Below are 6,082 nucleotides of genomic sequence, written 5' to 3' on the forward strand. Positions count from 1 at the left end.
GTCTACTCGGTCTCCCGCTACCTCTCCGACCAGTCGGACATCCAGGTGCTGAGGGTCAAGGACTACATCCGCAACCCTAAGATGAACGGCTACCGCAGCCTGCACGTCATCTACGCCGTGCCGGTCTTTCTGACCTCGGGCCCCCACTACACGCCGGTCGAAGTGCAGTTCCGCACCATTGCCATGGACTACTGGGCCTCCCTGGAACACCAGCTGCGTTACAAGTCCGACCTGCCCGACGCCCGCCTGGCCGAACATTCGCAGACCCTGCTGGACTGCGCCCGCTCCCTGCAGAACATCGAGGTGCAGATGCAGTCCATCCACCGAGACATTTCAGGTTCGCCCCAGGAGCAGGAGTCCGACGACGAAGCCATCAGTGGGAATAACGATTAGCTGAATCCTCACAAATCCTTTACCATAGGAATCAGGCCAGGTGGAAGGGTTGGGGCTTCTGCCGGGTCCCGGGAGGAGGCCCCGCCTTCAAGGTCGGGTCTCCTCCTGTACCACCATCACTCAGAAGTCGAAGTTGTCGGGATCCCCGCCGGTGCGCTCGTCCCTGTTCATGGCGGTGATGGCCTTCATGTCCTCATCGCTCAGCTCGAAGTCGAAGACCTGCGCGTTCTGCTCGATCCGCTCCTTGTGGGTGGACTTGGGGATGACGATGACACCGCGCTGCAGGTGCCAGCGCAGCACGATCTGTGCCGGGGAGCGGTCATAGCGCTCGGCCATGGCCTTGAGCCTGGGGTCGGCCAGCAGGTTGCCGCCGGTGCCGCCCAGGGGGCTGTAGGCCTCCACATCCACTCGCAGGGTGCCATGGCAGTAGTCGACCAGGTCGCCGTTGACGAACTGGGGCGAGGACTCGATCTGGTCGACCGCCGGCTTGGTGCCGCTGATGGTGTGCAGTTCGTCAAGGTGGTGTTTTTGAAAATTGCAGACACCGATGGCTCGCACCCGCCGTTGGGTGTAGAGCTCCTCCATGTCCTCCCAAGCCTGCTGCCAGCCCTTGGCGGGCCAGTGGATCAGGTAGAGGTCCAGGTAGTCCACACCCAGCCGGTCCAGGCTCTCTTTGAAAGCCTCTTTGGTGCGTCCCGCACGGATGTCGTCATTCCAAAGCTTGGTGGTCAGAAAGACATCCCGCCGGTCAACTCCAGAGCGGCGCAGACCCTCCCCCACTGACTGCTCGTTGCCGTAGATCATGGCGGTGTCGATGTGGCGATAGCCCGCCTGCAGGGCCCAGGTGACGGCCTGGCTGGTGGCCTCGCCGTCGGGTGTTTGGAAGACCCCAAGCCCCAGCTGGGGGATGCTGACCCCGTTGTTGAGGGTGATGACGGTATCGGTGACGTTTCCTGTCATATAGGCATACTCCTTGTCGACCAATCGAAGGTCGCGACGTGTTGTGTTCATTCTAGCTGGCAGGCAAGATGGAAAAATGCCAATCACGACTTTATCGATTGGCGGCTGCTGCACACGCCTAACTTTATGCATTTACAACTCGCACATTATCTGTTGTCTTGGTGGTAGGGTAAAGGGCGGGATGTCGAGAGACGACTGGCTTCCGCCGGGATTCGCGCAATCTGATACACATCTTACGTCGGCAGGCAGAAGGGCTTCCGACAGGCAGAACTTTAGGAGGCAAACGGCGCTGATTCTGCATGGTGCCGGTGGGGGGTTGGTGTCATGCGTCTGGTTTCCCGTCTGCGTCGCATCTGTGCGATGATGATTGTCCTGCTGGGCCTGCTGGCGGGCCTGGGCGTCGCATCCGCCCAAGCGGACGCTCCTGCACCCGCCGGATCAGGCCCTCGCGTAGCTGAGCAAACCCCCGCCATTCCCCCCAGCAGCGCAACCAATACCCCCCTACCTTCACCCTCGCCTCTGGAAACCGCCTCGCCGCTGAACCCCACGCCGAGCGCTACAACATCGTCATCGCCGACGGGCACACCAGAAAACACAGACTCCGCTTCAGACAAGCCATCCGATCAGACGGATGATCAAGCCTCGCATATGGTGCGTTTCGACCCGGCCGACGGGAGCAAGCCAACCCAGGCGAGCGTGAAGACCGGGACTCTTGTCTCTGCTTCGGAACGCAATCCCCGGCGTGATGGTTTCCGGTTCGACGGGTGGGCATATGACGGTCAGCCTTTCGACTTGCAGACCCCCATCCTCCAGGACACGACCCTGAAAGCCCAGTGGACCAAAGTCACGGACTGGACGCTGAGCCCGGACCACGGGCCCGCCTCCGGCACCAGGCTGACCATCACCCCGCCCGGCCTGCAGAAGCCGTACTACGTCAGCATCCACACAGCAGGCGGCCAGACAGTCGGCCTGACCGGCGACGGCAGCATCTACACATGGACGAAAGACAGCCCGCCCAAGCAGGTGCCCTTCCCCGCCCAGGCTCCCAGCGGGTTCCATTACCAGCAGGCCACAGCCGGCAGCCGGTGGCAGGCCGCCCTCGGATCCGACCAGCGGATCTACGCCTGGACCAGCCGACAGGCCACACCCACGATCCTCGACACCGACCGGAACACCGGGTTCACCAGCATCAGCATGCACGATGACCTGCTCCTGGCGGTGGACCGGCAGGGCCGGGTCCACGCCTACCAGGCCGACAGCCAGGACCAGACGGAATTCACCCAGAAGGCCGCAACCGGCCTGCCCGGGCAGACGCAGGCCGTTCTCGCCGCCGCCTCCAGCAGCCGGATCCTCATCCTGGACACGGACGGGCAAACCTGGACCTGGGAGACGAACAGCACAGGAAAAGCCAAGCTCGAACGCATTGAACAAGACCAAGGCATGCGCATCATCCAAGCCCAAGCCCTCAGCCAGGGGCTCCTCCTCCAGGACGCGGACGGGCACGCCTGGTACCTGGCCGACAACTCGACCAATCCGATTGCCATCCGCCTGCAGGAAAGCATGAAAGCCCGCTCAATCACCACCAACAGAAACCAGGCCATCATCACCGGCACGGACGGCCAAGTCTGGGTCTGGAAGCCCGGCGAGGCACCCAAGCGGGCGGACGACGGGAGCCAAGCCTACACGCAGGCCGCCGAAGCCGACGGCAGGATCACCGCCACCAGCAGACAAGGCAGCCTATACCAGTGGAGCCCGGACGCTCAAGGCAAACCCGGCAAGCCATCCAAGCTCGACACCAGCACCGCGCCCACATTGGAAACAGCCAGCCTGGACGGCCAGACGCTCACACTCACCAAGACCGGCGACGCCTGGCAGACGGACATGCCCGCCCGCGAGCCCGGACCAGCCTCAATCACCATCACCGGCAAACAATACGGCCAGCCCTTCACCAAGAACCTCAACTACACCGTCGACCAGACCCTGACCAGAGACACCACTACAGACACCACCCATACAGTCACCTTCGACACAGGCGAAGCAAACACCAAACCCGAAGACCAGCAGGTCACCTACCCGTACGGCAGGGCCAAACGACCCTCCCCCGACCCGGCACGCGACGGCTACCAGTTCGACGGATGGTTCACCGGGCAAGTCGCCTACGACTTCAGCAAACCCGTCACCCAGAACCTCACCCTCACCGCCAAATGGACGCCAGGCAGATGGACTATCAACCCCGACAGGGGCAGCCAGCTGGGCAACGAAACCACCACCATCGCCCCGCCTGACAACACGAGTCGAGGCGTCAGATTCAACCAAGTCAGCGGATCAAAAAACGACAGCAGTATTCCCTATGGTTTTTCCTTGGCTGTGGGCAGTGACGGGAACGCTTACGCGTGGGGCGACAACAGGTATGGCCAGCTCGGCGACGGCACGATCACCAGCCGGCATACACCAGTCATGGTGAAGAAGCCTGATCGTAAGACGTATACGGACCTGCCGGCGGATTTCACCTACGTGCAGGTCAGCGCCGGAAGCTATTACTCGTTGGCCTTAGGCAGCGACGGATACGCCTACGCCTGGGGATGGAACCCGTATGGCCAGCTCGGCAACAACACAACCAGCGGCAATAATGCGAATCCTGTTCCTGTTCGAGTGCGCGACCCAGCCAGCCCCGAGGACGCAAGCAAAGGACTACAAGCCGTACAGGTGAGCGCCGGATACTCTCATTCGCTAGCCGTGGGCAGCGACGGATACGCCTACGCCTGGGGATACAACGAGTATGGCAAGCTCGGCAACAACAACAACCATCCGTCTGATGTTCCTGTGCACGTGTGCGACCCCGCTGACGCAAGCAAAGGACTGAAAGCCATTCAGGTGAGCGCGGAATGGAGGCATTCGCTGGCAATCGGCAGCGACGGTTACGCCTACGCTTGGGGATACAACAAAAATGGGCAGCTCGGCAACAACAGCACCAGCGGCGAGAATGCGAATCCTGTTCCTGTTCGGGTGCGCGATCCCGCCAGCCCCGAGGACGCAAGCAAAGGACTACAAGCCATCCAGATCAGCGGCGGATACTCTCATTCGCTGGCTGTAGGGAGCGACGGATACGCCTACGCTTGGGGATTCGACTACTGTAGTCAGCTCGGCAACAACAGCACAACGGATTCAACTGTTCCTGTGCACGTGCGCGACCCCGCCAGCCCTAATGACGATGATAAAGGACTGCGAGCCACGCAGGTGGACGGCGGATACGAGCATTCGCTGGCCGTGGGCAGCGACGGATACGCCTACGCCTGGGGAAACAATGACAAGGGCCAGCTCGGCAACAACGCAACCAGCAGCTACTATTCCTACCCTGTGAAGGTGCTCGCCTCCGAGCAGTCCTCGAGCAAGGCCGGCCCCTGGCTGCACGCCTTGCGAATAATCGCCGGTGACCAGCATTCGCTGGCCATCGACACGGACGGAAACACCAAAGCATGGGGACGCAACGACTCTGGACGGCTCGGCGACGGCACCACTAGCAGCTCGAGTGTTCCTGTGCCGGTGGCGTTCAAACTGCAGCTGGTGATCACTGATGTCTGGTTCGACCAGACCTCCGTATCAGGGCTGACCAGCGGCGATGGCAACAGCGTCACCGTGACCACGCCCGAACACCTGCCGAGCACGGTCACGGTCAGCGTAGACTATACGCTGTGCGGCGCACCCCAGCAGCCGGACACCTCCCTCAAATACACGTACACGCCTGCGGGCGTACTCCCCCAGGCCGGAGGGGAAGGCATCCTGCTCGCCCTGACCACCGGCATGACCGGCATGGGCGGGGTCCTGGCATCCCGCCGTCACCGAAGAGAACAGCAACAGCTGTCACACGCTTCGCCCAAATAAAAGAGGCCAGGAGGCGTATCAATCCCCCGCCCTGACCTACACAGGAGAGCAGGGAGGAACGTGCCAGTCAAGGCTCAAACCCCACGGGGCCGATACTCCTCCCGCGCCCCACCACGTCCATCCTGCCAAGTGCTGGGCAACCGCGACGACGAGAAGTGGGCATGCAACCATCCCGCCATGGCAGCCATCTTCGCCTGATTCCAGCCAGAGCAAATACCTTTTATATGGCCAAACCGGCCATGTAGAATTGAACAAGACGATCATCCGCCACAGGCGGGAACGACAAGGAGGAGCAGATGGCTTTCAACGGGGATTCGCGGCCGCAGGCCCCATACAGTCAGTACGCACAGCAACCGATGCCTACCACGCAGGGTGGTGAACCCTACGGCATGGGTTCGCCCATAGACACCAACGCAGCATACAGCTTTGAAAAGGCGGAACGGGTCTCCATGTCCCGTGCCTATGCGGAGATGGCCGTCGGCCTACTGGTCACCGCCCTGACCGCCTACCTGACTGCCCGGACCGGTCTGCTCTTGGCCTTCATGCAGGCCACGGGCACCTTGGGCTGGATTGGCATGGCCGTGGTCCAGGTGGCCTTCGCCATGGTCCTGAGCGTCCGTGTTATGCGCATGCGCACCTCCACCGCCCGGGTCATGTTCTACATCTATGCGGCCCTGATGGGCTTCACCCTGAGCACCATCTTCATGACCTACTCCCTGCCGTCAATCATGCTGACCCTGGTGATCAGCGCAGGCTTCTTCTTCGTCCTGAGCATGCTGGGGCTGACCACGCGGCGCAACATGCTGGGCATGGGGTCCATCTTCATGGCCGGCCTGCTCATGCTGAT

General features: G+C 61.9%; 5 protein-coding genes. 4 read left to right on the plus strand and 1 reads right to left on the minus strand.

Translation table 11 applies throughout. The annotated features are described in order from the left end of the window. The coding region (locus AC0AP0_RS07780; RefSeq protein ID WP_490430050.1) for a GTP pyrophosphokinase at positions 1-393 on the plus strand (393 nt) is incomplete at its 5' end. Between the two features lie 120 nt (positions 394-513). On the opposite strand, the gene AC0AP0_RS07785 is transcribed toward AC0AP0_RS07780, so the two are convergent. Beyond that, positions 514-1,353 (minus strand): aldo/keto reductase, encoded by an 840-nt coding sequence (locus AC0AP0_RS07785; RefSeq protein WP_046322763.1) that lies wholly within the window; start codon positions 1,351-1,353, stop codon positions 514-516. Between the two features lie 324 nt (positions 1,354-1,677). On the opposite strand from AC0AP0_RS07785, the gene AC0AP0_RS07790 reads away from it, so the two are divergent. From AC0AP0_RS07790 to AC0AP0_RS07800, 3 genes are all read left to right on the plus strand, one after another. Further along, entirely contained in the window at positions 1,678-5,235 is a 3,558-nt protein-coding gene (locus tag AC0AP0_RS07790; RefSeq protein WP_490430051.1) for an RCC1 domain-containing protein, read from the plus strand. 60 nt (positions 5,236-5,295) lie between these two features. Continuing rightward, on the plus strand, positions 5,296-5,433 hold the full coding sequence (locus AC0AP0_RS07795; RefSeq protein WP_490430052.1) for a hypothetical protein: 138 nt from the start codon (positions 5,296-5,298) through the stop codon (positions 5,431-5,433). A gap of 98 nt (positions 5,434-5,531) precedes the next feature. Further along, positions 5,532-6,082, plus strand: a 551-nt coding sequence (locus AC0AP0_RS07800; protein WP_490430053.1) for a Bax inhibitor-1/YccA family protein, incomplete at its 3' end; no start/stop codon positions are given.

Source organism: Bifidobacterium sp. POST2/T3 (B1), assembly GCF_058197115.1.

Coding starts and splice junctions, on each gene's coding strand:
- AC0AP0_RS07785 (WP_046322763.1), bottom strand. CDS start 1,353: ATGACAGGAAACGTCACCGATACCGTCATCACCCTCAACAACGGGGTC.
- AC0AP0_RS07790 (WP_490430051.1), top strand. CDS start 1,678: ATGCGTCTGGTTTCCCGTCTGCGTCGCATCTGTGCGATGATGATTGTC.